25 protein-coding genes are annotated in these 24,439 nt (G+C 55.4%); 12 read left to right on the top strand and 13 right to left on the bottom strand.

Features of this window, described 5'->3' with window-relative positions:
* Positions 1 to 21: 21 nt before the first annotated feature.
* Both rhaA and rhaB read right to left on the bottom strand, forming a co-directional pair.
* On the bottom strand, positions 22 to 1,281 hold the full coding sequence (rhaA, locus tag V5P19_RS19270; protein WP_334406520.1) for an L-rhamnose isomerase: 1,260 nt from the start codon (positions 1,279 to 1,281) through the stop codon (positions 22 to 24).
* On the bottom strand, positions 1,278 to 2,747 hold the full coding sequence (gene rhaB / locus V5P19_RS19265; protein ID WP_334406518.1) for a rhamnulokinase: 1,470 nt from the start codon (positions 2,745 to 2,747) through the stop codon (positions 1,278 to 1,280). Before rhaB ends, rhaA begins: the two co-directional genes overlap by 4 nt.
* A gap of 300 nt (positions 2,748 to 3,047) precedes the next feature.
* On the opposite strand from rhaB, the gene rhaS reads away from it, so the two are divergent.
* Together rhaS and rhaR are read left to right on the top strand one after the other, a co-directional pair.
* Positions 3,048 to 3,884, top strand: a complete 837-nt coding sequence (gene rhaS / locus V5P19_RS19260) for an HTH-type transcriptional activator RhaS (RefSeq protein WP_334406516.1) — start codon at positions 3,048 to 3,050, stop codon at positions 3,882 to 3,884.
* A 73-nt stretch (positions 3,885 to 3,957) separates the two neighbouring features.
* Positions 3,958 to 4,806, top strand: coding sequence for an HTH-type transcriptional activator RhaR (gene rhaR, locus V5P19_RS19255; protein WP_334406514.1), 849 nt, complete (start codon positions 3,958 to 3,960; stop codon positions 4,804 to 4,806).
* On the opposite strand, the gene rhaT is transcribed toward rhaR, so the two are convergent.
* Complete coding sequence (rhaT, locus tag V5P19_RS19250) at positions 4,807 to 5,841, bottom strand: L-rhamnose/proton symporter RhaT (RefSeq protein WP_334406512.1); 1,035 nt, start codon at positions 5,839 to 5,841, stop codon at positions 4,807 to 4,809.
* Positions 5,842 to 6,129: 288 nt separating this feature from the next.
* Here rhaT and sodA point away from each other — a divergent pair, with 288 nt between their 5' ends.
* Entirely contained in the window at positions 6,130 to 6,750 is a 621-nt protein-coding gene (sodA, locus tag V5P19_RS19245) for a superoxide dismutase [Mn] (protein ID WP_010436906.1), read from the top strand.
* Between the two features lie 7 nt (positions 6,751 to 6,757).
* On the top strand, positions 6,758 to 7,495 hold the full coding sequence (yiiM, locus tag V5P19_RS19240; RefSeq protein ID WP_334406509.1) for a 6-hydroxyaminopurine reductase: 738 nt from the start codon (positions 6,758 to 6,760) through the stop codon (positions 7,493 to 7,495).
* 29 nt (positions 7,496 to 7,524) lie between these two features.
* Here the strand turns inward: yiiM and cpxA are convergent, their stop codons facing one another.
* Together cpxA and cpxR are read right to left on the bottom strand one after the other, a co-directional pair.
* On the bottom strand, positions 7,525 to 8,898 hold the full coding sequence (gene cpxA / locus V5P19_RS19235; protein ID WP_334406507.1) for an envelope stress sensor histidine kinase CpxA: 1,374 nt from the start codon (positions 8,896 to 8,898) through the stop codon (positions 7,525 to 7,527).
* Positions 8,895 to 9,593, bottom strand: a complete 699-nt coding sequence (cpxR, locus tag V5P19_RS19230; protein WP_003862004.1) for an envelope stress response regulator transcription factor CpxR — start codon at positions 9,591 to 9,593, stop codon at positions 8,895 to 8,897. Before cpxR ends, cpxA begins: the two co-directional genes overlap by 4 nt.
* A gap of 150 nt (positions 9,594 to 9,743) precedes the next feature.
* Here cpxR and cpxP point away from each other — a divergent pair, with 150 nt between their 5' ends.
* The 6 genes from cpxP to V5P19_RS19200 all read left to right on the top strand — a co-directional run bounded on the left by cpxP (position 9,744) and on the right by V5P19_RS19200 (position 15,791).
* Positions 9,744 to 10,250, top strand: coding sequence for a cell-envelope stress modulator CpxP (gene cpxP, locus V5P19_RS19225; protein ID WP_334406505.1), 507 nt, complete (start codon positions 9,744 to 9,746; stop codon positions 10,248 to 10,250).
* A 153-nt stretch (positions 10,251 to 10,403) separates the two neighbouring features.
* Complete coding sequence (gene fieF / locus V5P19_RS19220) at positions 10,404 to 11,297, top strand: CDF family cation-efflux transporter FieF (protein ID WP_334406503.1); 894 nt, start codon at positions 10,404 to 10,406, stop codon at positions 11,295 to 11,297.
* A 174-nt stretch (positions 11,298 to 11,471) separates the two neighbouring features.
* The gene (gene pfkA / locus V5P19_RS19215; RefSeq protein WP_334406501.1) at positions 11,472 to 12,434 is read left to right on the top strand and encodes a 6-phosphofructokinase; all 963 of its coding nucleotides are present in this window, start codon (positions 11,472 to 11,474) and stop codon (positions 12,432 to 12,434) included.
* 134 nt (positions 12,435 to 12,568) lie between these two features.
* Complete coding sequence (locus V5P19_RS19210; RefSeq protein ID WP_334406499.1) at positions 12,569 to 13,558, top strand: sulfate ABC transporter substrate-binding protein; 990 nt, start codon at positions 12,569 to 12,571, stop codon at positions 13,556 to 13,558.
* Positions 13,559 to 13,669: 111 nt separating this feature from the next.
* Positions 13,670 to 14,413: a CDP-diacylglycerol diphosphatase gene (locus V5P19_RS19205; RefSeq protein ID WP_334406497.1), complete on the top strand. Its 744-nt coding sequence runs from the start codon at positions 13,670 to 13,672 to the stop codon at positions 14,411 to 14,413.
* A 73-nt stretch (positions 14,414 to 14,486) separates the two neighbouring features.
* On the top strand, positions 14,487 to 15,791 hold the full coding sequence (locus V5P19_RS19200) for an SLC13 family permease (protein WP_334406494.1): 1,305 nt from the start codon (positions 14,487 to 14,489) through the stop codon (positions 15,789 to 15,791).
* 47 nt (positions 15,792 to 15,838) lie between these two features.
* Here V5P19_RS19200 and tpiA read toward each other — a convergent pair whose 3' ends face one another.
* A complete protein-coding gene (gene tpiA, locus V5P19_RS19195; protein WP_334406492.1) occupies positions 15,839 to 16,606 on the bottom strand; it encodes a triose-phosphate isomerase in 768 nt (255 codons plus the stop codon).
* A 111-nt stretch (positions 16,607 to 16,717) separates the two neighbouring features.
* Complete coding sequence (locus V5P19_RS19190; protein ID WP_334406489.1) at positions 16,718 to 17,308, bottom strand: DUF1454 family protein; 591 nt, start codon at positions 17,306 to 17,308, stop codon at positions 16,718 to 16,720.
* A 112-nt stretch (positions 17,309 to 17,420) separates the two neighbouring features.
* Here V5P19_RS19190 and V5P19_RS19185 point away from each other — a divergent pair, with 112 nt between their 5' ends.
* A complete protein-coding gene (locus V5P19_RS19185) occupies positions 17,421 to 17,840 on the top strand; it encodes a DUF805 domain-containing protein (protein ID WP_334406487.1) in 420 nt (139 codons plus the stop codon).
* Here V5P19_RS19185 and fpr read toward each other — a convergent pair whose 3' ends face one another.
* The 4 genes from fpr to V5P19_RS19165 all read right to left on the bottom strand — a co-directional run bounded on the left by fpr (position 17,841) and on the right by V5P19_RS19165 (position 22,187).
* Positions 17,841 to 18,587 carry a ferredoxin--NADP(+) reductase gene (fpr, locus tag V5P19_RS19180; RefSeq protein WP_334406486.1) on the bottom strand — a complete coding sequence of 249 codons (747 nt, stop codon included), beginning with the start codon at positions 18,585 to 18,587 and terminating at the stop codon, positions 17,841 to 17,843.
* Between the two features lie 96 nt (positions 18,588 to 18,683).
* Positions 18,684 to 19,694 carry a class II fructose-bisphosphatase gene (glpX, locus tag V5P19_RS19175; protein WP_334406484.1) on the bottom strand — a complete coding sequence of 337 codons (1,011 nt, stop codon included), beginning with the start codon at positions 19,692 to 19,694 and terminating at the stop codon, positions 18,684 to 18,686.
* Between the two features lie 117 nt (positions 19,695 to 19,811).
* Positions 19,812 to 21,320 carry a glycerol kinase GlpK gene (gene glpK / locus V5P19_RS19170; protein WP_334406482.1) on the bottom strand — a complete coding sequence of 503 codons (1,509 nt, stop codon included), beginning with the start codon at positions 21,318 to 21,320 and terminating at the stop codon, positions 19,812 to 19,814.
* Between the two features lie 21 nt (positions 21,321 to 21,341).
* The gene (locus V5P19_RS19165) at positions 21,342 to 22,187 is read right to left on the bottom strand and encodes an MIP/aquaporin family protein (RefSeq protein ID WP_334406480.1); all 846 of its coding nucleotides are present in this window, start codon (positions 22,185 to 22,187) and stop codon (positions 21,342 to 21,344) included.
* A 399-nt stretch (positions 22,188 to 22,586) separates the two neighbouring features.
* Between V5P19_RS19165 and zapB the strand changes: the two genes are divergently transcribed.
* Positions 22,587 to 22,826, top strand: a complete 240-nt coding sequence (zapB, locus tag V5P19_RS19160) for a septal ring assembly protein ZapB (RefSeq protein ID WP_064328207.1) — start codon at positions 22,587 to 22,589, stop codon at positions 22,824 to 22,826.
* A 58-nt stretch (positions 22,827 to 22,884) separates the two neighbouring features.
* Here the strand turns inward: zapB and rraA are convergent, their stop codons facing one another.
* Both rraA and menA read right to left on the bottom strand, forming a co-directional pair.
* Positions 22,885 to 23,370 (bottom strand): ribonuclease E activity regulator RraA, encoded by a 486-nt coding sequence (gene rraA, locus V5P19_RS19155; RefSeq protein ID WP_334406476.1) that lies wholly within the window; start codon positions 23,368 to 23,370, stop codon positions 22,885 to 22,887.
* A 92-nt stretch (positions 23,371 to 23,462) separates the two neighbouring features.
* Complete coding sequence (gene menA, locus V5P19_RS19150; protein WP_334406622.1) at positions 23,463 to 24,389, bottom strand: 1,4-dihydroxy-2-naphthoate polyprenyltransferase; 927 nt, start codon at positions 24,387 to 24,389, stop codon at positions 23,463 to 23,465.
* Positions 24,390 to 24,439: the final 50 nt, after the last annotated feature.

Raw genomic sequence — 24,439 nt, 5'->3', positions numbered from 1 at the left:
GTTATCGCGGTGAGGGCAAAATTACCCGCGCTTACTCAGTACGTTTTTCTCATACGCTCGCACGTTATCCAGCCACTGGGCGCCCGCGGGCGCGTCGTTACGCTGGCAGTACATCTCCCACACCGCCTGCCACGGCAGGGATTTCTGCTCTTCCAGCAGCGCCAGACGCGCGGTGTAATCACCTTCCTCTTCCAGCTGTTTCAGTGCCGCGGTGGGTTCCAGCAGGGCGCGCAGCAGGGCTTTCTTCATGTTGCGGGTGCCGATAACCCACGCCGCGATGCGGTTGATGGAGGCATCGAAGAAGTCGAGGCCAATGTGCACGCGGTCGAACAGGTCGTGGCGGATGATTTCGCTGGCAATGGCCTGGGTTTCATCATCCAGCAGCACCACGTGGTCGCTGTCCCAGCGCACCGGGCGGCTGACGTGCAACAGCAGGCGCGGCACGAAGAGCATGGCGGCGGAGATTTTGTCGGAGATCACCTCGGTGGGATGAAAGTGACCGGCATCCAGGCACAGCGCGGTCTGGCGGCTGGTGGCGTAACCCATGTAGAACTCGTTCGAGCCGACGGTGTAACTTTCCGCGCCTATGCCGAACAGCTTGCTCTCCACGGCGTCAATGTGGTGCGCCGGGTTCAGCTTTTCGCTGATAACCTCATCCAGCGCGGCCAGCAGGCGCTGGCGCGGGGCAAGGCGGTCAACGGTGAGGTCCTTCATGCCGTCCGGGATCCAGATGTTCATCACCGACGGTGTGCCGAGCTGCTCGCCGAAATACGCCGAGACGCGACGGCTGGCCTTCACGTGGTCAATCCAGAACTGACGGATTTCATCATTCGCATGGGACAGGGTGAAACCGTCGGCGCTCAGCGGGTGTGAGAAGCAGGACGGGTTAAAATCCAGCCCCAGCCTGTTGGCTTTCGCCCACTCGACCCAGTTCTTAAAGTGTTCCGGTTTGATGTCGTTACGCGCGACCGGCTCGTTGGACTCCAGATAAATGGCGTGCAGGTTCAGGCGCTTTGGCCCCGGAATCAGGCTCAGCGCCAGCTCCAGGTCGGCGCGCAGTTCGCTGGCGTTACGCGCTTTGCCCGGGTAATTACCGGTTGCCTGTATGCCTCCCGTCAGCGAACCGCCTGGGTTTTCGAAACCGGCAACGTCATCGCCCTGCCAGCAGTGCATGGAGACAGGCAGACGGTCGAGCAGGCGTAGCGCCTCTTCGACGTCCACGCCTGCTGCGGCGAAACGCTGTTTAGCCAGGTCCCAGGCTTGTTCAAGTTGAGTGGTCATGCGCAAAGCTCCTTAGTCAGTCGTTTTTGCTGAAACTGCGCCCGATAGCGGGCAATTTCATGGCAGGGATTGGGGATGAAGGTGGTCAGGCAGGTGTTCGCCGCGACCACCGAGCGGAATTCATCAACGCTTGTCAGCTCATCCAGGGTCATCAGCTGAATGCCGATATTGCCGAGCGTGGAGGCCTCGACCGGGCCCGCCACCACGGTAATCCCGCAGGCATCGGCACAAAGCTGGTTGAGCAGTTCGTTCTGGCAGCCGCCGCCGACGATATGCAGCCGGCTGAACGGTTTACCGCGCAGGTCGGCCAGCTCGCTCAGGATGTCGGCATACAGCAGGGCAAGGCTGTCGAAAATGCAGCGCGCCAGCTCGGCCGGGCGGGCGGGAACAGGCTGCCCGGCCTCGACGCAGGCAGCCTGGATCTCAGCGCTCATGTGCGCCGGGTTGATAAAGCGGTCGTCGTTGGGGTTGATCAGGAACGTGCAGGCCGTCAGCCTTTCGGTTTCTGCGATAAGCTCCGGCAGGTGGGTAATGTTCTGCTCTTTCAGCACCCGCTGGAGCAGCCACAGGCCCATGATGTTTTTCAGCACCCGGTAGCGGCCCTCTGCACCGCCCTCATTGGTGATATTTGCGGCCAGTGCGGCATCGCTGGTGTAGGGGGTTTTGCTCTCAAAGCCCATCAGAGACCAGGTGCCGGAGGAGAGGTAGGCTGCATCTCTATCCGCAAGTGGGGACGCAATCACCGCGCTGGCGGTGTCGTGGCTGGCCACGGCCACCACCGGAATAGTATTTCCCCGAGGGCAAATCCACTGACCGATCACATTACCCGGGTGGGTCGGCGTGCCAAACCAGGACGGCGAGGCGCCGGTCCAGTTCAGCAGATGTTCATCCCAATTATCGGAGTTAATGTTCACCAGCTGGGTAGTGGTCGCGTTGGTGTATTCCCAGTTCAGATTACCGGTCAGCCGGTAGCTGAAATAGTCAGGGATCAGCAGCGCGTGCGCCACGCGGGCGACCAGTTCCGGCTGCTGATCAACCAGCGCGCGCAGCTGGTAGAGCGTATTGAAGGGCAGAAATTGAATGCCGCTGCGCCCGTAAATCGCGTCTTTTCCAAGCTGGGCAATGGCGTGCGCCATCAGGCCATCGGTACGGTTATCGCGATACGAAACGGGCAGGCCAACGCGCTCGCCGCGGCTGTCCAGCAGCACGTAATCTACGCCCCATGTATCAATACCAATGCTGTCGATGAGAATGCCGTCATTGCAGACGTTGGTTAACCCGGTGCGGATCTCGGCCTCCAGACCGTCGATATCCCAGGCGTCAAAACCCGCCTGCTTTTGCAGGCTGTTAGCAAAACGGTGCATTTCACGAAGCGAAAGCGTGCGCTGGTTACAGTCCCAGGTAGCCAACATAACGCGGCCGCTGGATGCGCCTAAATCGACTGCCACACAATGGCGAAAAGTCATGGTCGGGTCCTTCTTTAAGTCATTAGCGGTGAGTGTAAGAAAGGGAAGAAAAAGCCACCTTCTCGCCACTGACAGACGAAATCCGGGGCTGGCAAGAAAGCAAAGGTGAACGTGAGGAAGTTCACAGTTTCCAGTAATGGCGGGGTTTGTGGGCAGTGTGACGCTTACCGCATTTCCCGATCTTTCCGCCCGTTTCTTAAAAAACGGACAGGTTTTGCGAGGTTTGCTGCCGAAAATTTAAGGTGAGTCTGAAAGGCCTTAATTACTATTTTGAGAACATTTCTCATTGGTGGGGCCGTTATGACCGTACTACACAGCGTGGATTTTTTTCCTTCGGGTGGTTCGCCTGTTGCAATTGAGCCGCGGCTCCCTCAGGCTGCGTTTCCAGAGCATCATCATGATTTTCATGAAATCGTGATTGTTGAACACGGGACGGGTATTCATGTGTTTAACGGCCAGCCGTACACCATCAGCGGCGGCACGGTGTGCTTTGTGCGCGATCACGATAGGCATTTGTATGAACATACCGACAACCTGTGCCTGACCAACGTGCTCTATCGTTCACCGGAAGCGTTCCAGTTCCTCTCGGGGCTGAACCAGCTGCTGCCGCAGGAGAAGGACGGGCATTACCCTTCGCACTGGCGGGTCAATCAGTCCACGCTTCAACAGGTGCGTCAGCTGATAAGCCAGATGGAGAAAAGCGAAGAGGGGCAAGAGACGCACGCGATTGCTACGCGCGAGCTGCTGTTTATGCAGCTGCTGGTGCTGCTGCGCCGCAGTAGCCTGCTGGAAGGGCTGGAAAATAACGATGCGCGGCTGACCCAGCTGATGGCCTGGCTGGAAGAGCACTTTGCCGAGGACGTCTGCTGGGAAACGCTGGCGGATGATTTTTTGCTGTCTCTGCGCACCCTGCATCGTCAGCTGAAACAACACACCGGACTCACGCCACAGCGCTACCTTAACCGCCTGCGTCTGATCAAAGCGCGCCATCTCCTGCGCCACACGGATGACAGCGTTACCGATATCGCTTATCGCTGTGGTTTTGGCGACAGTAACCACTTTTCGACCCTTTTTCGCCGGGAGTTTAGCTGGTCACCTCGCGATATTCGGCAGGGCAAAGATGCGTCACTTCAGTAACGCGAAGGTAATCACCGTTTTATTGCCGCAAAAAGGCTAATAATGTCAGGTTATTCGCCGTTGAGGTCGTGGTGTGGGAGCTCAGATAATTCTTCGCAAAGATGATTTTTTTGTCTCCGCCGCGCAGGCCGTCGCGGTGGCCGATCGCTATCCGCAAAACGTCTTTGCAGAGCACACCCATGAATTTTGCGAGCTGGTGCTGGTATGGCGAGGCAACGGCCTACACGTGCTCAACGACCGACCTTACCGCATTACGCGTGGTGACCTGTTTTACATCCGCGCCGAAGATAAACACGCCTACGCCTCGGTCCACGATCTGGTGTTGCAGAACGTCATTTACTGCCCGGACAGGCTCAAACTCAACGTTGACTGGGCGGCCAATATTCCCGGCTTTCACGTTGCGAAAAGTACCCCGCACTGGCGCCTTAGCAGTCACGGCATGGCGCAGGTGCGGCAGGTGATTTCTCAGCTGGAGCAGGAGAGCCAGAAGAGCGATCCCGTGGCTAATCAGATGGCGGAACTGCTTTTCGCGCAGCTGGTGATGACCCTTAAACGCTATCGTTATGCCCCCGATAACCCCTCCGCCACGGCTCAGGAGGTACTGCTGGATAAGCTGATCGCTACCCTGGCGGGCAGCCTGAACAAGAGCTTCGTGCTGGAGAAATTCTGCGAACAGGAGCAGTGCAGCGATCGCGCGTTGCGCCAGCAGTTTCGTACCCAGACCGGGATGACGGTGAATCATTATTTGCGCCAGCTGCGCATCTGCCACGCGCAGTATCTGCTGCAGCATACGGAGCTGATGGTCAGCGAGGTGGCGATGCGCTGTGGGTTTGAGGACAGTAACTACTTTTCGGTAGTCTTTAATCGCGAGGTGGGGATGACGCCGGTTCAGTGGCGTCATCGTAGTCGAAAAGCCGCGTAATCAGCTCGCCATGCCAAGGCCGACAATGTTGGCCGCAATAATAATCACCACGCAGCCCAGGCTCAGCACGCCTACCGGACGTCGCCCGGCGTTGTTCCACTCCTTCAGCACCAGCCCAACCAGCCCACCGCACAGCACATAGAAGCTCATGTGCAGCATCCAGCTCATGTAGTCATACTGCGCTGGAATGCTGGCGTGGCCCCAGGCGTAAAAAAAGAACTGCAGATACCACATCAGTCCGCCGAGTGCGGAGAGCAGCACGTTGGTAATGATGAGTGATTTTGCCAGCGAAAAGTCGGCTTTTACCGACAGATTCTTTACGTTTGCCAGACGAATGAAGCAAAAGCCAAGGTTAACCAGCGCACCGCCGCCCATGATCACCACATAGCTTGGCAGCGCAACGTACAGCGGGTCGACGCCCAGCGCGGCAGCCGCTTCATGCATCGGCTTGGCGGCGTTCATCGCAAATGACATACCGGCCGAGAAGATGCCGCACATCACCGCCAGCACCAGACCTTTCTTCAGGTTGAAGTCTTCAGCCTTGATGCCCATTTGACGCTCTTTGAGCTGCCCCGCGCGGGTGACAATCCCTACGCCGATAACGGCGACCAGTACGCCCAGCAGCGTCATACGCCCGCCTTCGGTGTTGATCAGCACGTCGAAGTTGCCGTTGAGAATCGGCGTCATCAGGGTGCCGACGATAAGCGTAATGCCGATCGCGATACCAATGCCCATCGACATACCGAGATAGCGCATGGTGAGGCCGTAGTTGATATTACCGATGCCCCACATTGCCCCAAACAGAAATACTGGCAGCAGGGTGGAGGCGCGGAAGGAGGAGAAATAGCCCCAGAAATCGGGCAGCAGCATGGCGCTAATGGTCCACGGCAAAATCAGCCATGACACCGTACCGCCGACGGACCACATGGTTTCCCATGACCAGTGTTTGACCTTTTTAAACGGGGCATAGAAACAGGCTGCACTGGCTGCGCCTATCAAATGCCAGAAAATACCCATCGTAATCGCATGATTCATTTTTACATCCTCATCGTTTTTATAGTCGGTGGCTTCCCGCCGACTTGATGAGTGTAAAAATTAGGCGGTTTGGGAACCTTCAGAAGGTTGCCGCACTTTCGTTTTGAATGGCAATCAGCACGTTAACCGCGTGAGCAGACTCACAATTCCTTCATTTCTCAAAAATCGAATAACCTTATAAAAACTACGGCATTGATAATCATTTTCAATATCATTTAATTAACTATAATGAACCAACTGCTTACGCGGCATTAACAGCTGTGCCGCCCGACAATAATGGAGAGGATTATGAGTTATACACTGCCATCCCTGCCGTATGCTTACGACGCACTGGAACCGCATTTCGACAAGCAGACGATGGAAATCCATCACACTAAACACCACCAGACCTATGTGAACAACGCGAACGCCGCGCTGGAAAGCCTGCCAGAGTTCGCTAACCTGTCTGCAGAAGAGCTGATCACCAAACTGGACCAGCTGCCAGCGGACAAAAAAACCGTTCTGCGCAACAATGCGGGCGGTCACGCTAACCACAGCCTGTTCTGGAAAGGCCTGAAAACCGGTACCACCCTGCAGGGCGACCTGAAAGCCGCTATCGAGCGTGATTTCGGTTCTGTAGACAACTTCAAAGCGGAATTCGAAAAAGCCGCTGCGACCCGTTTCGGCTCTGGCTGGGCGTGGCTGGTACTGAAAGGCGACAAACTGGCGGTAGTGTCTACTGCTAACCAGGATTCCCCGCTGATGGGTGAAGCTATTTCTGGCGCTTCCGGTTTCCCAATCGTGGGTCTGGACGTGTGGGAACACGCTTACTACCTGAAATTCCAGAACCGTCGCCCGGACTACATCAAAGCCTTCTGGGACGTGGTGAACTGGGACGAAGCAGCAGCGCGTTTCGCCGCTAAAAAATAAGGTTGCATTGACGCCTGTGAGAAGCGAGTCTGATGACTCGCTTTTTTTGTATCTGCAGAAAGGAGCAGCGATGCATTATCCGGTGAACGTGTTTACAGGCAAGGTAAGGGATTACGACGGCAGCCGCCCGAGCGCCATCGCAAAAATTCAGGTCGACGGTGAGCTGACGTTAACCGACCTCGGGCTCGCGGGTGACGAGCAGGCCGAAAAGAAAATCCACGGCGGGCCCGACCGCGCGCTGTGCCACTATCCGCGCGAACATTATCAGCACTGGATAACGGAATTCCCCGCGCAGTCCGAGCTGTTTGTCGCCCCCGCGTTTGGCGAGAACCTCTCAACGGTAGGGCTGACGGAGAAAAACGTTTTTATCGGCGATATCTTCCGCTGGGGCGATGCCTTGATACAGGTGACGCAGCCGCGCTCGCCGTGCTTCAAGCTCAACGTCCATTTCGGCATCAGCGATATGTCCGCACAGTTGCAACGTGCGGGCAAAACAGGCTGGTTGTACCGCGTGGTATTGGCAGGGCAGGTTTCAGCTGACGTGCCGCTCGAACTGGCGTCGCGCCTAAGCGATGTGTCGGTCTATGACGCCTGTGCGATTGCCTGGCATATGCCGTTTGACGATGAACAATATCACCGCCTGCTTTCGGCTGCGGGATTATCCACCAGCTGGACCAGAACGATGCAGAAGCGGCGTTTAAGCGGCAAGATCGAAGATAATTCGCGGAGATTGTGGGGAAGATAGTTACCCCCCTCCGGGGAGAGGGGATGCTACTACGAACGCTTATACAACGGCAGCCACAGCGTTAACCGTAAGCCGCCCAGCGGGCTGTCGTCGGCTTTCACCCAGCCACGGTGCTGCTGCATGGCGGTTTCAACAATCGCCAGCCCCAGCCCCGTTCCGCCAGATTCGCGATCACGCGCCTCGTCGGTGCGGTAGAAGGGCCGGAAAATCTGCTCGCGATCTTCCGGGCTGACCCCAGGACCGTCGTCATCAACGATGATGGTGATCCCGTCTTTATCCACCGAAAACGCCACCTCAATCTTCGTGTGCGAGTAGCGCAGGGCGTTACGCACGATATTCTCCAGCGCGCTTTCCAACGCGTTGGGGTTACCGTACAGCGGCCATGGCCCCGGCGGGAAGTTGACGGTGAACGATTTACCCATTTGTTCCGCTTCGAAAGCCGCGTTATCTAACACTTCATGCCACAGGTGATTCGCTTTCACCGTTTCGCTCACCAGCGCGTTTTTCTGCTGATTGCGCGACATCACCAGCAGATCGTTGATCATGCTGTCCAGACGATGGGCTTCGGTTTCGATACGCTCCAGCTCTTTGCTCTCACCGCTGCGTCGACGCAGCAGCGCAGTGCCAAGCTGCAGCCGCGTGAGCGGCGTGCGCAGCTCGTGTGAGATATCCGACAGCAGACGTTGTTGCGCCGTCATCATCCGGTCGAGCGCGCTGACCATCTGGTTAAAGCTGGTCCCGGCGGCCAGGAATTCCTGCGGACCCGCTTCCAGTTCCGGATGTTGTCGCAGGTTGCCCTGCGCCACTTCATCGGCGGCATTTTTCAGCTTACGCGCCGGTTTTGCCAAGCTCCACGCCAGCCATAACAGCAGCGGCGAGCTTAGCAGCATGGTCACAATCAGCAGCAGCAGCGGGCGGTCAAACAGCAGGTTGATAAAATCAGTCTGGGAGTTGCTGGCAGGGCGGATCAGATAGAGCTGGTAGTTATCTTCCCCATCCCTGACGGAGAAGGGGCCAACCATTTCTACCCGACCATACTTTTTCTTCTGTGGATGATCGGCGTTATCCGCCTGACCAATGAAGTTGCGGATAACCTGCATTTCATTGCGCTCGGCCCCAATCACGCGCCCTTCGCTGGTGACCAGCAGAAGGCGTTGACCGGGCGGCGCCCACTTGTCGATGGCGCGAAACAGCCTGCGCCACCACATCAAATCGTTCGGCGGATCGTTTGCCAGCTCGGCTTCAACGTGCTGCTCGATCATCACGCCCTGACGTTGCTCGCTGTCGAGAAGCTCCGTCATCTGGCGTGAGTCGAGTTTAGGCAACATCAACACAAGCATCAAAACCAGTGCCAGCGTCAGCCAGAAGATGGCAAAGATGCGGGCGGTTAAACTTCCTATCATGAAGCGGAAACCATCAGATAACCGCGACCACGCAGGGTTTTAAACCATGGGTGACCGTCTTTACGCTCCGGCAGCTTACGGCGCAGGTTAGAGATGTGCATATCGATAGCGCGGTCAAACGGCGTGAGGCGTTTGCCCAGCACTTCCTGACTTAGGTGTTCACGCGATACCACCTGGCCAAGATGCTGCGCCAGCAGATAAAGCAGGGTGAACTCGGTGCCGGTCAGTTCCAGCGTTTCGCCGTCGAAGCTTGCTTCCTGGCGACCCGGGTTGAGGCTCAGGGAGTCCACTTCCAGCGTCGGTGAGCTGTTGTCCGTGTTCTGCTGCTGTTCGCTCCAGTGAGAACGACGCAGGATAGCGCGAATACGGGCGACCAGTTCACGGTCGTTGAACGGCTTGGGTAGATAGTCATCCGCGCCCAGCTCAAGGCCGAGAACACGGTCAAGTTCGCTGCCGCGCGCGGTCAGCATAATAACGGGGGTCTGGTGTGTCTGGCGAAGCTCTTTCAACGTATCGATACCGTTTTTCTTCGGCATCATGACGTCGAGCAAAAGTAAATCGATGCTGTCGTCAAGGAGACTCAGCGCCTGCTCGCCATCATGGGCGACCAGAACGTTGAAACCTTCCATGTCGAGCAACTCCTTTAAAAGGGATGTGAGCTCTCGGTCATCATCAACTAACAGGATTTTATTCATTGTTTAAATACCTCCGAGGCAGAAATTACGACATCAAGGCTATCTAATCCATGACTTTACGTTGTTTTACACCCCCTGACGCATGTTTGCAGCCTGAATCGTAGACTGTCTCTCGTTGAATCGCGACACGAAAGATTTTGGGAGCAAGTGATGCGCAAAGTTACCGCTGCCGTCATGGCCTCAACGCTGGCGTTCAGTGCGTTTAGCCAGGCTGCTGTAGCTATCATCAGCGATAACGGCTCCTCGCAAGAGGGCGCATCGCAGAACAGCAGCCAAAGCCATATGTTTGACGGCATAAGTTTAACCGAACATCAGCGTCAACAGATGCGAGATTTGATGCAGAGGGCACGACACGAACAGCCCCCTGTTAATGTTAGCGAAATGGAGACAATGCATCGCCTTGTCACCGCAGAAAATTTTGACGAAAGCGCTGTACGCGCTCAGGCCGAAAAGATGGCACAGGAACAGGTTGCCCGCCAGGTAGAAATGGCGAAGGTTCGCAACCAAATGTTCCATCTGCTATCGCCCGAGCAGCAGGCGGTGTTAAATGACAAACATCAGCAACGGATGGACCAGTTGCGTGAGGTTGCACGGATGCAGCGAAGCTCAGAAACGACGCTTTTCAGTAGCAACAGCAGTACCCGTAGTAACCAGTAAACCCTGTTTTCCTTGCCATAGACACCATCCCTGTCTTCCCCCACATGATGTGGGGGTTTTTTTTGTCCTTCATTCAGGTTTGTTAACCGTTTATTCATCCTTTGACTCCGCAAGCATCCGTTATACTAGCGGCATGGCATGACAGGAGTGTTTATGAATCAATCCTATGGACGGCTGGTAAGCCGGGCTGCGATCGCCGCGACGGTCATGGCGTCGTGTTTGCTGGTCATCAAAATTTTCGCGTGGTGGTACACCGGCTCGGTCAGTATTCTGGCGGCGCTGGTGGACTCGTTGGTCGATATAGCCGCTTCACTGACCAACCTGCTGGTGGTGCGCTATTCACTGCAACCGGCAGATGAAGAGCACACGTTCGGGCACGGCAAGGCAGAGTCGCTGGCGGCGCTGGCACAAAGTATGTTTATTTCTGGCTCGGCGCTGTTTCTGTTTTTAACCGGGATCCAACATCTTGTTTCGCCCTCACCGATGAAAGATCCGGGTGTCGGCGTGATCGTCACGGTCATCGCACTTATATGCACACTTGTTCTGGTAACGTTCCAGCGTTGGGTTGTTCGTAAAACGCAAAGTCAGGCTGTACGGGCAGATATGCTTCATTATCAGTCTGATGTTATGATGAATGGGGCAATTCTTATTGCGCTTGGTCTGGCCTGGTATGGCTGGCATCGAGCCGATGCGTTGTTTGCGTTAGGCATTGGCATCTATATTTTATACAGCGCCCTGCGGATGGGGTATGAAGCGGTACAGTCGCTTCTCGACCGTGCGCTGCCTGATGCAGAACGTAATGATATTTTTGCTATTGTGACCAACTGGCCTGGCGTCAGCGGGGCTCACGATCTTCGTACGCGGCAGTCAGGGCCGACCCGCTTTATACAGATTCACATTGAAATGGAAGACAACCTGCCGTTGGTTCAGGCTCATGTTATCGCTGAACAGGTCGAGCAGGCGATTTTGCAGCGTTTTCCTGGTTCAGACGTCATTATTCACCAGGATCCCTGCTCGGTTGTACCCGGACATGTTGGACTTTCGTAATTCGTTGTAAAAAAGTGAGCCAGGCCAGCATTTTGTGGATAAATTACCACCATATGGCCTGACCTGAATCAATTCAGCTGGAAGTGATTGATATACTATTTGCAGTATTCGACGGTTGAAAAGTTTCTTCCGGCAGCAGATTTCAATTTTGCATTCCTAAGTTCAGAGGTAGTCATGATTAAGAAAATCGGTGTGTTGACAAGCGGCGGTGATGCGCCGGGCATGAACGCTGCAATTCGTGGCGTTGTCCGTGCAGCGCTGACGGAAGGTCTGGAAGTGTTTGGCGTTTATGACGGTTACCTGGGCCTGTATGAAGACCGCATGGTGCAGCTAGACCGCTACAGCGTATCTGACATGATCAACCGTGGTGGTACCTTCCTCGGTTCTGCGCGCTTCCCGGAATTCCGTGACGAACACGTTCGTGAAGTGGCTATCGAAAACATGAAAAAACGGGGTCTGGACGCGCTGGTGGTTATCGGTGGTGACGGCTCCTACATGGGTGCAAAACGTCTGACTGAAATGGGCTTCCCGTGCATCGGTCTGCCGGGCACCATCGACAACGACATCAAAGGTACTGACTACACCATCGGTTTCTTCACCGCATTGGGTACCGTTGTTGAAGCGATTGACCGTCTGCGTGACACCTCTTCTTCTCACCAGCGTATCTCCATCGTTGAAGTGATGGGCCGTTATTGTGGCGATCTGACCCTGGCTGCAGCGATTGCTGGCGGCTGTGAGTTTATCGTGGTACCTGAAGTTGAATTCAGCCGCGAAGATCTGGTTAACGAAATCAAAGCGGGCATCGCGAAAGGTAAAAAACACGCTATCGTGGCGATCACCGAGCACATCTGTGACGTTGACGAGCTGGCGAAGTACATCGAAGCGGAAACCAAACGTGAAACCCGTGCGACCGTTCTTGGTCACATCCAGCGCGGGGGGTCTCCTGGCCCGTACGACCGTATCCTGGCATCCCGTATGGGTGCGTATGCTATCGATCTGCTGCTGCAAGGCCATGGCGGTCGTTGCGTCGGCATTCAGAACGAAAAACTGGTTCACCATGACATCATCGACGCCATTGAAAGCATGAAGCGTCCGTTCAAAGGTGACTGGTTAGACTGCGCGAAAAAACTGTACTGATCCTCCGAGCCCTCTTCTTTCTGAAGAGGGCTTTTATTCCTCTACGTTATAGCCAATCTTTTTTTATTCTTTAATCATCGGTTAGCTTTCTGGCACGCTGCATTCATCAAAACACTACATAAGAGAGCTGGGCGATGAATAAATGGGGCGTGGGTTTAACATTATTGCTGGCATCGACCAGCGTGTTGGCAAAAGACATTCAGCTTCTGAACGTGTCATACGACCCGACGCGTGAGCTTTACGACCAGTACAACAAAGCCTTCGCGGCACACTGGAAACAGGAAACCGGCGATAACGTGGTGATTCGCCAGTCTCACGGCGGCTCTGGAAAACAGGCGACTTCGGTGATCAACGGCATTGAAGCCGATGTGGTTACCCTGGCGCTGGCCTACGACGTGGATGCGATTGCTGAACGTGGCCGTATCGATAAAAACTGGATCAAACGCCTGCCGGATAACTCCGCACCATACACCTCGACCATCGTTTTTCTCGTGCGTAAAGGCAACCCGAAACAAATTCATGACTGGAACGATCTGGTTAAGCCAGGCGTGTCTGTCATCACTCCAAACCCGAAAAGCTCCGGCGGCGCACGCTGGAACTATCTGGCAGCCTGGGGCTATGCGCTGCACCACAACAACAACGATCAGGCCAAAGCGCAGGAATTCGTGAAAGCGCTGTATAAAAACGTTGAGGTTTTGGACTCTGGCGCACGCGGCGCAACCAATACCTTCGTTGAACGCGGCATCGGCGACGTGCTGATTGCATGGGAAAACGAAGCCCTGCTGGCCACCAACGAACTGGGTAAAGACAAATTCGAGATCGTCACCCCGAGCGAGTCTATTCTTGCCGAGCCGACCGTTTCTGTGGTCGATAAAGTGGTCGAAAAGAAAGACACCAAAACGGTGGCGGAAGCCTACCTGAAGTATCTCTACTCGCCGGAAGGCCAGGAAATTGCGGCGAAGAACTTCTATCGTCCGCGCGATCCGGCTGTGGCCAAGAAATACGAAGGCGTGTTCCCGAAACTGAAGCTCTTCACTATTGATGACGAGTTTGGCGGCTGGACGAAAGCGCAGAAAGAGCACTTCTCTAACGGCGGTACCTTCGACCAGATCAGCAAGCGCTAGACGTTTCGCAAAGAACGACACGGTGACCCGGTGTGAGAAATCCACCGGGTTTTTTATTTGGTCATCTTTTTGCGTTACTCTTTCGCTTCTATCGAAAACAGGGAACGCGTTGTGAAGAAAATAATAGTGCTGGTTATGATTGTCATCGTGCTTGCTGCCGGTGGCTGGTTCTGGATGAAATCCGGTAACCCAAACGCGTTACGCCATATCGTTCTTGAACAGTGCGTGCCGAATCAGATTCAACACCGTAACCCGGCCCCCTGCGCCCAGGTAAAACCCGATGCGGGCTACGTAGTGTTCAAAGACCGCAACGGGCCGCTGCAATACCTGCTGATGCCAACGTACCGCATCAACGGCACTGAAAGCCCGCTTCTGACCGAGCCTCACACGCCAAATTTCTTCTGGCTGGCATGGCAGTCGCGCAGCTTTATGAGCATGAAGCGGGGCGCAGAAGTACCTGACAGCGCCATTTCGCTGACCATTAACTCACCCACCGGCCGTACGCAGAACCATTTTCATATCCACATCTCCTGCCTGCGCCTAGACGTGCGTGAGAAGCTCAATGCGAATCAGGGCCAAATTAGCACCCAGTGGCTGCCGCTCCCCGGCGGGCTGGAAGGGCATGAGTACCTTGCCCGTCGGGTAACGGAAAATGAACTGGTGCAGCGCAGCCCCTTTATGATGCTGGCGGAAGAACTGCCGAAAGCGCGTGACCACATGGGACGCTTCGCGCTGGCGATGGCGCAGCAATCGGACGGGTCGTTTGTATTGCTGGCAACGGAGCGTAACTTGCTTACCCTTAACCGTGCCTCTGCTGAGGAATTGCAGGATCATCAATGCAGTATCCTGAACTGAACCCACCATAAATAGCGTTTACTCGTCCTGCCTGTCGCCGTAGACTTGCTGAAAAAAACGACAGGAGACAGGAATGTCGCTCTGGTTAACGTACCCTCTGCTTTTGCCCTCACTGATCGTTGGCGTCACCATCGTGCTGTGGGCGACGTCGCTCTTACCGGAATTTATCACTGCGCTGCTGTTCTTTACGGCGGCGATGACGGCCAAAATCGCGCCGCCGGAGGTCATCTTTGGCGGCTTTGCCTCCTCCGCTTTCTGGCTGGTGTTTAGCGGTTTTGTGCTTGGCGTTGCGATCCGTAAAACCGGTCTTGCAGACAGGGCTGCCCGGGCGCTGTCTGCAAAACTCACCGACTCCTGGGTGTTGATGGTGGCAAGCGTGGTGCTGTTGAGCTACGCGCTGGCGTTTGTCATGCCGTCGAATATGGGACGCATTGCGTTGCTGATGCCGATTGTCGCCGCCATGGCAAAACGGGCCAGCATAGCCGACGGCTCCCGCGCCTGGTTTGGCCTGGCGTTGGCCGTCGGGTTCGGCACGTTTCAGCTCTCGGCGACCATTCTTCCTGCAAACGTGCCCAATCTGGTCATGAGCGGTGCGGCGGAAGGTTCGTACGGTATCCATCTTAACTACGTCCCGTATTTGCTGCTGCATACGCCCGTGCTCGGGATCCTCAAAGGGGTCATCCTGATTGGATTAATCTGCTGGTTATTCCCCGGCAGCCCCGAACCTGCGAAGGCGCTGCCGCCAGCTGAACCGATGGGGCGGGATGAGAAGCGTCTCGCCTGGCTGCTGGCGGTGGTGTTGGGCATGTGGGTAACGGAGAGCTGGCATGGCGTTGGGCCTGCCTGGACGGGGCTGGCGGCATCGGTCATCGTGCTGCTGCCGCGCATTGGCTTTATTACGGGTGATGAGTTTTCGACGGGTGTGAACATGCGCACCTGTATTTACGTCGCGGGGATCCTTGGGCTCGCCATCGTCGTGACGCAAACCGGAATCGGTGCGGCGGTGGGTGAGGGGCTGCTACAGATTATGCCGCTGGATGCCGACAGGCCGTTCACCAGCTTCCTGGCGCTAACCGGGATCACCACCGCGCTCAACTTTATTATGACGGCCAACGGCGTTCCGGCGTTGTACACCACGCTGGCACAAAGTTTCTCTGACGCAACCGGCTTCCCGCTGCTGTCGGTGATCATGATTCAGGTACTGGGGTATTCCACACCGCTGCTGCCTTATCAGGCATCGCCGATTGTGGTGGCTATGGGATTAGGTAAGGTGCCTGCCAGGGCGGGGATGTTGCTGTGTCTGGCGCTGGCGATTGCGACGTATCTGGTGCTGCTGCCGCTCGATTATTTGTGGTTCAGTTTGCTGGGGCGTTTATAACGGTTTTGTAGGGCGGGTATGCGCTAGCGCCACCCGCCACAACAGCATTACGCCTGTTTAGCCGCTTCAGCAGCTTTAACGATCACCGCGAAAGCGTCTGCTTTCAGGGATGCGCCGCCAACCAGCGCGCCATCGATGTCTGGCTGGGTGAACAGCTCAGCTGCGTTTGCTGCGTTTACGGAACCGCCGTACTGGATGATGACCTGCTCAGCCACTTTCGCGTCAGCTTTAGCAATGTGATCGCGGATAAATTTGTGAACCGCCTGAGCCTGCGCAGGGGTTGCAGATTTGCCGGTACCGATCGCCCAGACTGGCTCGTAAGCGATTACCGCGCCTTCGAATGCTGCCGCGCCCTGCGTTTTCAGCACTGCGTCGATCTGACGTGCGCAGACTTCTTCAGTTTTGCCCGCTTCGTTTTCTGCTTCGGTTTCACCGATGCACAGAACCGGCGTCAAACCTTGCTCTTTCAGCACTGCGAATTTTTTGGCGATGAACTCGTCGGATTCTTTGTGGTAGGTGCGACGCTCGGAGTGGCCGATGATGATGTATTTTGCACCGATATCTTTCAGCATTTCTGCAGAGGTTTCACCGGTGAATGCGCCAGACAGGTTAACGTCAACGTTCTGGGCACCGAGAATGATGTGGCTGCCGTCAGCGGCGTGTTTAGCCAGATCCAGGTACATTTCCGGCGGAGCGATAGAAACCGCGCAGCCCGTCACGCCAGCCAGCTCTTTACGCAGGTTCGCAACCAGTTCGTTTACCATGTGGCGGCTGCCGTTCAGTTTCCAGTTACCCATCACTAAAGGATGTCGCATTTCAATTCTCCACGCTTAATAAGCGAATTAAGGAATATGGCCGCCCTGTCGGGCAGCATGGTCTGTGAATCAGTATAGAGATTTTCCCTCGAAAGGCTTTGCTTTTTGTCATTAATTCGCCCCTCCGAGTGAGTCAGAGAGTGCCAGCTTAATCGGTTCAACAGCGAAGGTCAGTCCCTTTTCGCCGTTATCTGCCACCACATAGCGAATAGCGCCTTCCGTGACGGTGTAATAGCGTTTGTTTTTACCGGCAGTCAGCAGCTTTTGCAGCTTTTGCAGGCTTTGTGTTTTGGTCATGGCTGGCGTAAAGGCCTGCAGAACGGCGCTCATGTATTCCAGCGCTTTTGCTTTTGCGGCTTTCTGCTCTGGCCCCTGAATGGGCAACCAGGTGATCTGCATACTTTTGATTTTGAGCGTGCCGCGCTCAAGTGCCGTCGAGGCGTATAAATTTTCGTTAATTTTACTCGCCGCACGGGTCAGGGTTGGGGTATCGCGCGCGCTGTCGATGGCGCGGAATTCATCCAGTGGCAGCGTGGGGTTGTCTTTGTTGAAGGCTTCACGGAACTGGCTGATGGATTGGTCGAACGACGGCGCTCCCGCCAGCAGATAAGGCGCTGTGGCTGGCGTTTCGGCGGCCTGCAGGGAAACGCTGGTACTCAGCAGAGCGAAACACAGAAAAAGAGAGTGTGCCCAAAATTTCATCAATATTGCCCCTGGCCGTCATTGAACATAATTAAATCGATATCTGCTCGGCTTGTCAAAAGGTCACAACTCCAGGGTAAAATGCGGGCTAAATGATAATAAGGAACCTTACATGACCATACAGCAGTGGTTGTTTTCATTCAAAGGGCGTATTGGACGCCGTGATTTCTGGGTCTGGATGGTGACGTGGGTCGTCGCCATGCTGCTGCTTTTTTTCGTTGCCTATAATGCGTGGCTGAGTACGCAAACCGCGGCATTTGCTCTGGTCTGTTTACTGTGGCCAACCGCAGCCGTGGTGGTGAAACGCCTGCACGATCGCGGCCGTTCGGGCGCGTGGGCCTTTCTGATTGTTCTGGCGTGGATGCTGGTGGCGGGGAACTGGTCGATGCTTCCGTCTATATTGCCGTGGGTCGTCGGGCTGCTGCTGCCAACGATTATCTTTGTCATGATGGTCATCGATCTGGGCGCGTTTATTGGCACCCAGAGCGAGAATAAATACGGGAAAGACACCCTTGAGGTGAAGTACCGCTGATCACCAATAGTGTTCGGCGGTCATATGCCCCGGCCGGCGGCGAAGATGCTTCGTCATCTGCCGGGTATCCTTCAGAAGCTGTTGCGTGTCCCGAACCATCTGCGGGTTACCGCACAGCATCACATGGCTGGTGTCGATATTCATCGGTAAGCCAACCGCCTCTTCCAGTGCGCCGCTTTCAATCAATGCCGGTACGCGGCCTGTCAGTGAACCTGCCGCCGTTTCGCGGCTGACCACTGTCTGAATTTTTAGCTTCCCGTCGTACTGCCGTTCCAGCGCCTGCATTTGCGGCAGATAGCTTAAATCGGCGGCATAGCGCGCAGCGTGAACCAGTACGATATTTTTAAAGCGTTCCAGATCTTTGCCGTACTGCAGAATCGAGAGATAAGGGCCGATGGCCGTGCCGGTCGCGAGCATCCAGAGGGTGTCGCAATCCGGAATTTCATCCAGAACAAAAAATCCAGCAGCTTCAGACACAATTTGCACATCATCGCCGGGCTTGAGTGCAGCAAGGCGCGGACTCAGCTTGCCGTCCGGAACGGTGACAAGATAAAACTCGAGATCCGGGTTATCGGGTGCATTGACGTAAGAGTAAGCGCGCTGCACGCGTTCGCCGTCGACATCCAGCCCCAGCTTCGCGAATTGCCCGGCCGTAAACGGATGCACGGGAGCATGCAGAGTGAGACTAAATAGCGCATCGGTCCAGAACTGTACCTTTGTGACTTTACCTGTAACCCAGTCCGCCATGATCTTCTCCTGTGCTGTTTCTCTGTTCTATCTTCCGTACTTACCGGGGAGATTTCCAGCCCATTTGGGTCGGAAAGCTCTATCGATCAAACGGTTTTACAGAATGTGCGTCTGCACGTCCGGGTCTTTGCGATCGAGATAGTGGATGGACTGAATACGGCGAATGGTGCGCGATTTACCGCGGATCAGCAGCGTTTCAGTCGTCGCCATATTGCCCTTGCGGGTGATACCGTCCAGCAGATCGCCTTTGGTGATGCCGGTTGCGGAAAAGACGACGTTATCGCTACGCGCCATTTCGTCAAGCGCCAGGACTTTATTCGCTTCGATGCCCATCGCTTCGCAGCGCGTCAGTTCTTCTTCACCGATACGACGGTTCTCCGCGCTGTCGCCTTTCACCTCGTGGCGGGGCAGCAGTCGCGCCTGCATATCGCCATCAAGCGCGCGGATCACCGCCGCAGACACCACGCCTTCCGGCGCGCCGCCAATGCCGTAAAGGACATCCACTTCGCTGTCCGGCATGCAGGTTAGGATGGAGGCGGCAACATCGCCATCCGGAATCGCAAATACGCGTACGCCCAGCGTTTGCATCTGCGCAATGGTGGCGTCGTGGCGCGGTTTCGCCAGAATGGTCACGGTGAGTTCGCTAAGGGGTTTATGCAGGGCAGCGGCAATATTGCGCAGATTCTCGTCCAGCGGCAGGCTGAGGTCGATAGCGCCTTTTGCGCCTGGGCCGACAATCAGCTTTTCCATGTACATATCTGGCGCGTTGAGGAAGCAGCCTTTGTCACCCACGGCCATGACCGCCAGCGCGTTGGCCTGGCCCATGGCCGTCATTCGGGTGCCTTCAATGGGGTCGACGGCAATATCCACGGCATCGCCTTTACCCGTCCCAACTTTTTCGCCGATGTAGAGCATTGGCGCTTCGTCGATCTCGCCTTCGCCAATCACGATGGTGCCGTCGATATTGACCTGATTAAGCACAATGCGCATGGCATGGACAGCCGCACCGTCTGCGGTATTTTTGTCGCCACGGCCAAGCCATTTATAGCCCGCCAGCGCGGCGGCTTCGGTGACGCGGGAAAACTCGATAGCCAGTTCACGTTTCATGAGGTACTCGTGCAATCAAAAGGAATTGCACGAAGTTTATCACAGAGTGGGGAGGGGCGAGGGGGCTGGAGCCCCTCACCCTTTCCCTCTCCCCAGGGGAGAGGGGAATAACGGCAATTACTCGTCGTGTTCTTCCCACGCCAGGGCGCGTTTCACCGCTTTCTTCCAGCCGCTGTAGCGGTAGTTCCGCTCGGTGGTTTCGATGCCCGGGCGGAATTCACGCTCGATTACCGCTTTTTCCTGCAGTTCGTCAAGATTCTGCCAGAAGCCCACCGCCAGACCAGCCAGGTAGGCTGCACCCAGCGCGGTCACTTCGCGCACTTCAGGGCGCTCAACGCGGGTGCCCAGAATGTCTGACTGGAACTGCATCAGGAAGTTATTGGCTACGGCACCGCCGTCTACGCGCAGGGCGTGCAGACGAATGCCGGAGTCTGCCTGCATCGCTTCCAGCACATCGCGCGTCTGGTAGGCAATGGATTCCAGCGTGGCGCGAATGATGTGGTTAGCGTTCACGCCGCGCGTCAGGCCGAAAATTGCGCCGCGAGCATACGGGTCCCAGTAAGGTGCGCCGAGACCTGTGAACGCAGGCACGACGTACACGCCGTTGGTATCTTTCACTTTGGTCGCGAAGTACTCGGAATCAAACGCGTCGCCGATCAGTTTCATCTCGTCACGCAACCATTGAATGGATGCACCCGCCATGAACACCGCACCTTCCAGGGCATAATTCACTTCACCGCGTGGACCGCATGCAATGGTGGTCAACAGGCCGTTTTCCGATTTGACCGCTTTCTCACCGGTGTTCATCAGCATAAAGCAGCCTGTGCCGTAGGTATTCTTCGCCATCCCTTCCTTGACGCACAGCTGGCCAAACAGCGCCGCCTGTTGGTCACCGGCGATGCCGGCGATAGGAATACGTGTACCGCCTTTACCCCCGATGTTGGTCTGGCCGTACACTTCAGACGATTTACGCACCTCTGGCAGCATGGCGCGTGGGATATCCAGCGCGTCCAGCATCTTGTCATCCCATTCCAGGGTGTTGATGTTGAACAGCATGGTACGCGAGGCGTTAGTATAATCAGTGACGTGGACGCGCCCCTGAGTCATCTTCCAGATAAGCCAGGTATCCACAGTACCGAACAGCAGCTCGCCGCGTTTGGCTCGCTCACGCGACCCTTCCACGTGGTCGAGGATCCACTTCACTTTGGTGCCGGAGAAATACGGGTCAATGACCAGGCCGGTGGTGCTTCGGATGTAATCTTCCATACCGTCGCGCTTCAGCTTTTCGCAGATTTCTGCGGTACGGCGGCACTGCCAGACGATGGCATTATAAATCGGCTTACCGGTTTCACGTTCCCATACCACGGTCGTTTCGCGCTGGTTGGTGATACCGATGGCGGCTATCTCATCGGAGCTGATATCGGCTTTCGCCAGCACTTCGACCAGCGTGGAGCTTTGTGACGCCCAAATTTCCATTGGGTCATGCTCTACCCAACCTGGACGAGGATAAATTTGTTCGAATTCGCGCTGTGACACGCTGACGATATTCGCGTCATGATCCATTACGACAGCGCGGGAGCTGGTGGTGCCCTGGTCGAGCGCAACGATATATTTTTTTTCGGTCATGGTATGTGTCCCGTAGTCAGATTACAGCGAAGCTTTTTGCTGTGCGGTGGACGTCGTTTCTTTCTCGTCTTCCACACAGGTGTCGCACGGTAAATGGCGACCAATTAATTTACGATAGCCAAATGCACCCAGTGCAGCCCCTACGATTGGCCCGAATAACGGGACCAGGAAGTAAGGAATGTCTTTGCCACCGGTGAAGGCCATGTCGCCCCATCCTGCAAAGAAGGCGAACGTTTTTGGACCCAGGTCACGCGCCGGGTTCATCGCAAACCCAGTCAATGGCCCCATAGAGGCACCGATGACGGCGATCAGCAGGCCAATCAGTAATGGCGCCAGGGGGCCACGTGGAATGCCGTTGCCATCATCACCAAGGGCCATAATGACGCCCATCAGGATAGCGGTAATCACCATTTCAACTGCGAACGCCTGCACAAAATTGATATGTGGGTTTGGATACGTTGAGAAGATGCCCGCCAGATCCAGACTTTCGACGCTGCCACGCACCATATGATGCGTCTGTTCGAAGTCGATGAAAAGATTGTAATAAAGCCCGTAAACTAACGCCGCTGCGCAAAACGCGCCGGCAAATTGAGAAATGATGAAAGGAACAACTTTGCGTCCATCGAAGCACGCGAACAGCCACAGCGCGATGGTAACCGCCGGGTTAAGATGTGCACCAGATACGCCTGCCGTCAGGTAGATGGCCATCGCCACGCCCAGACCCCAGATGATACTGATTTCCCACTGACCAAAACTGGCACCCGCCACTTTCAGTGCAGCGACACAGCCCACTCCGAAGAATATCAACAACCCGGTACCAAGGAACTCGGCAATGCACTGGCCTTTTAAGGTTGATGTCTGACTCATAATCGGAATCCTGAAGAAATTGAATGTTTATTGTTAGCATGGCCGCCCGTGACAACCACGATGTCCTGTAGACACTGTGTTAATTTATCGTTAACGAGCAAAAACGAGAAATATCGAAATCAAAATGTGTGGTCTGCGTCAATAAAATGAGCGTTTTCGCGCCATAAAGCGCGTTTTTGCATCAATTGACGAGTGTGAGCTGAATCATTTCATTAACTAAAGAGTTAACAATTTAGGGGGATCTGCCGCGAACGCACCAGGACGAGGCTGAAAAGTGTTGCAAACCGCGATCTGCGTGGCATGCCGCTGGACAGGGGCGACCGTGCTCCATACAATCGGAACATATGTTGTGCGCGTTTATAGTAAAGCGTCGCCTTGCAATTCAGGAGAGGTAGGATCATGTCTTTAGAAGTGTTTGAGAAACTGGAATCGAAAGTACAGCAGGCGATTGACACCATCACGCTGCTGCAAATGGAAATTGAAGAGCTGAAAGAGAAGAACAACTCCCTGTCACAGGAAGTTCAGAACGCTCAGCATGGTCGCGAAGAACTGGAGCGCGAAAACAACCAGCTGCGCGAGCAGCAGAACGGTTGGCAGGATCGCTTACAGGCGCTGCTGGGACGTATGGAAGAAGTTTAATTCCTGTCGGCATCGAACTGAAATAGCCGGGTAGGCGTCGCCGCCACCCGGCTTTTTATTACTCGATATCCAGCGGATCTTCAGAAAGGATAATGCCGGTGTTATCGGCATAGATATGGTCGCCGGAGAAGAAAGTCACGCCGCCAAAGTTCACACGGATGTCGCTTTCGCCAATGCCGTCGCCAGCCGCACCTACCGGGATCGCTGCAATAGCCTGAATGCCAATATCCAGGTCTTCAAGATCGTCTACCTGGCGCACGGAACCGTACACCACAATGCCTTCCCACTCATTTTGGACGGCAATTCCAGCCAGTTCCGCATCAATTAATGCACGGCGCACGGAACCACCGCCATCGATCACAAGCACGCGGCCGCGGCCGTTCTGTTCGAGGAGATCGTACAGCAAGCCGTTATCCTCGAAACATTTCACCGTGATGATTTGTCCGCCAAACGACGACCGTCCACCAAAGTTGGAGAACAGCGGTTCAACGACGTTGACATCTTCCTGGTAGATGTCACAAAGCTCGGAGGTATCATATTTCATAGGTTTAACGCTCAGTTGCTGCGAATGTGTTCAGTATATCGTGCGAAATGCATTGTTGGCAAAATCATCAATTGTTAATTGATATTTGTCAGTTAACTCAGCGTCTGGCTCAGGACAATTCCTATCACGAACAGAAGGTTAGTCAGCAGCGCACCTTTTACCGTGCGTTCCAGCATTGGCGGCATGGCTGCCGGGCTGAGTTCCCGCATCACAAAACGAGCCTGTTTAATCAGCAGCGGCGCGGCCAACACAAACAGCCAACCCCAGAGATTTTGCAGGGAGATCAGATTAAACAGCGCGAGGCAGACCAGCGCCCCCATAAGCAGGCAGGCATGGTAACGTCGCGCGTTAACCGGCCCCAGACGCACAGCCAGCGTGTTCTTGCCGTTTTCACGATCGCTGTCGATGTCGCGCAGGTTGTTGATATTTAACACCGCCGTTGCCAGCAGACCGCAGGCGGTAGCCGGCAGGAACAGAGCGGGGATCAGGGTATGCGCTTGCAGGTACCAACTGCCCATCACGCTCAGCCAGCCGAAGAACACCAGAACGGAAATATCACCCAGACCAATATATCCGTATGGACGAGTGCCGACGGTGTAGGTAATGGCAGCGATAATCGCGAGCAGGCCCAACACCATAAAACCAATGAAATCAGCCGTGGTTTTGCAGGCCACGGATACCAGAGCCAGACCTGACAGGCAAATCAGCACCACGGTGATCGTCAGCGCCCGCTTCATCTGCGTTTGGGTAATCACCCCTTTTTGCATCCCGCGCAGCGGCCCGATACGGTCGGGTTTGTCGCTGCCTTTCACCGCATCACCATAGTCGTTAGCGAGGTTAGAGAGGATTTGCAGCAGACCGGCGGTGATAAGCGCGAGCCCGGCAACCAGCGGATCGAAATGCCCTTGCCACCAGGCGAGGGCAGTGCCAACGATAATCGCAGCGAAAGCCAGCGGAAGTGTTTTAGGGCGCAGACTTTCGAGCCACGCCTGAGTACGGCTGATATCAGTCATAGTTATTTAGCCAATAAAAATGGGGGCATTAGCCCCCATCAACAGTGATGAAAATG

It is taken from the genome of Enterobacter sp. UNJFSC 003 (genome assembly GCF_036903355.1).
In the GTDB taxonomy this organism is placed as follows: Bacteria; Pseudomonadota; Gammaproteobacteria; order Enterobacterales; family Enterobacteriaceae; genus Enterobacter.
The sequence above is the reverse complement of the archived record's forward strand: the minus strand, read 5'-3'. Positions and strand labels throughout refer to the sequence as shown.

Excerpts from the sequence above, each read along its gene's own strand:
- rhaA (WP_334406520.1), bottom strand. The coding sequence starts at position 1,281 with ATGACCACTCAACTTGAACAAGCCTGGGACCTGGCTAAACAGCGTTTC.
- rhaB (WP_334406518.1), bottom strand. The coding sequence starts at position 2,747 with ATGACTTTTCGCCATTGTGTGGCAGTCGATTTAGGCGCATCCAGCGGC.
- rhaS (WP_334406516.1), top strand. The coding sequence starts at position 3,048 with ATGACCGTACTACACAGCGTGGATTTTTTTCCTTCGGGTGGTTCGCCT.
- rhaT (WP_334406512.1), bottom strand. The coding sequence starts at position 5,841 with ATGAATCATGCGATTACGATGGGTATTTTCTGGCATTTGATAGGCGCA.
- sodA (WP_010436906.1), top strand. The coding sequence starts at position 6,130 with ATGAGTTATACACTGCCATCCCTGCCGTATGCTTACGACGCACTGGAA.
- cpxA (WP_334406507.1), bottom strand. The coding sequence starts at position 8,898 with ATGATAGGAAGTTTAACCGCCCGCATCTTTGCCATCTTCTGGCTGACG.
- cpxR (WP_003862004.1), bottom strand. The coding sequence starts at position 9,593 with ATGAATAAAATCCTGTTAGTTGATGATGACCGAGAGCTCACATCCCTT.
- cpxP (WP_334406505.1), top strand. The coding sequence starts at position 9,744 with ATGCGCAAAGTTACCGCTGCCGTCATGGCCTCAACGCTGGCGTTCAGT.
- fieF (WP_334406503.1), top strand. The coding sequence starts at position 10,404 with ATGAATCAATCCTATGGACGGCTGGTAAGCCGGGCTGCGATCGCCGCG.
- pfkA (WP_334406501.1), top strand. The coding sequence starts at position 11,472 with ATGATTAAGAAAATCGGTGTGTTGACAAGCGGCGGTGATGCGCCGGGC.
- V5P19_RS19210 (WP_334406499.1), top strand. The coding sequence starts at position 12,569 with ATGAATAAATGGGGCGTGGGTTTAACATTATTGCTGGCATCGACCAGC.
- V5P19_RS19200 (WP_334406494.1), top strand. The coding sequence starts at position 14,487 with ATGTCGCTCTGGTTAACGTACCCTCTGCTTTTGCCCTCACTGATCGTT.
- tpiA (WP_334406492.1), bottom strand. The coding sequence starts at position 16,606 with ATGCGACATCCTTTAGTGATGGGTAACTGGAAACTGAACGGCAGCCGC.
- V5P19_RS19190 (WP_334406489.1), bottom strand. The coding sequence starts at position 17,308 with ATGAAATTTTGGGCACACTCTCTTTTTCTGTGTTTCGCTCTGCTGAGT.
- V5P19_RS19185 (WP_334406487.1), top strand. The coding sequence starts at position 17,421 with ATGACCATACAGCAGTGGTTGTTTTCATTCAAAGGGCGTATTGGACGC.
- fpr (WP_334406486.1), bottom strand. The coding sequence starts at position 18,587 with ATGGCGGACTGGGTTACAGGTAAAGTCACAAAGGTACAGTTCTGGACC.
- glpX (WP_334406484.1), bottom strand. The coding sequence starts at position 19,694 with ATGAAACGTGAACTGGCTATCGAGTTTTCCCGCGTCACCGAAGCCGCC.
- glpK (WP_334406482.1), bottom strand. The coding sequence starts at position 21,320 with ATGACCGAAAAAAAATATATCGTTGCGCTCGACCAGGGCACCACCAGC.
- V5P19_RS19165 (WP_334406480.1), bottom strand. The coding sequence starts at position 22,187 with ATGAGTCAGACATCAACCTTAAAAGGCCAGTGCATTGCCGAGTTCCTT.
- zapB (WP_064328207.1), top strand. The coding sequence starts at position 22,587 with ATGTCTTTAGAAGTGTTTGAGAAACTGGAATCGAAAGTACAGCAGGCG.
- rraA (WP_334406476.1), bottom strand. The coding sequence starts at position 23,370 with ATGAAATATGATACCTCCGAGCTTTGTGACATCTACCAGGAAGATGTC.